The sequence below is a fragment of the Paraburkholderia kirstenboschensis genome, from assembly GCF_904848585.1.
Taxonomy (GTDB): Bacteria; Pseudomonadota; Gammaproteobacteria; order Burkholderiales; family Burkholderiaceae; genus Paraburkholderia; species Paraburkholderia kirstenboschensis.
The window spans coordinates 1-569 of sequence record NZ_CAJHCR010000094.1; the positions used below are offsets into that span (position 1 = coordinate 1).

The 569-nt window shown below is 60.1% G+C and carries 1 pseudogene; it reads right to left on the reverse strand.

The features are described from left to right. Positions 1-569: pseudogene (locus tag JMY24_RS38165) on the reverse strand (hypothetical protein); the annotation flags it as partial.

A 569-nucleotide genomic window follows, 5' to 3' on the forward strand; every position in this document is an offset into this window, starting at 1 on the left:
CCCGCATCCGTGCCGTTGCCCGAGATGTTGGTCGAGCCGTTGCCAGAGGTGTTGATCGAACCATTCGGATCGACGATCACGCCCGTGCCGTTCGACGCATCACCGCTGATGTTGGTGGTGCCGTTATCGCTCGTGTTCACCGAACCGTTGATGTCCACGCCCGCATCCGTGCCGTTGCCCGAGATGTTCGTCGAGCCGTTACCCGAGGTGTTGATCGAACCATTCGGATCGACGATCACGCCCGTGCCGTTCGACGCATCACCACTGATGTTGGTCGTGCCGTTATCGCTCGTGTTCACCGAACCGTTGATGTCTACACCCGCATCCGTGCCGTTGCCCGAGATGTTGGTCGAGCCGTTGCCAGAGGTGTTGATCGAACCATTCGGATCGACGATCACGCCCGTGCCGTTCGACGCATCACCGCTGATGTTGGTGGTGCCGTTATCGCTCGTGTTCACCGAACCGTTGATGTCCACGCCCGCATCCGTGCCGTTGCCCGAGATGTTCGTCGAGCCGTTACCCGAGGTGTTGATCGAACCATTCGGATCGACGATCACGCCCGTGCCGTT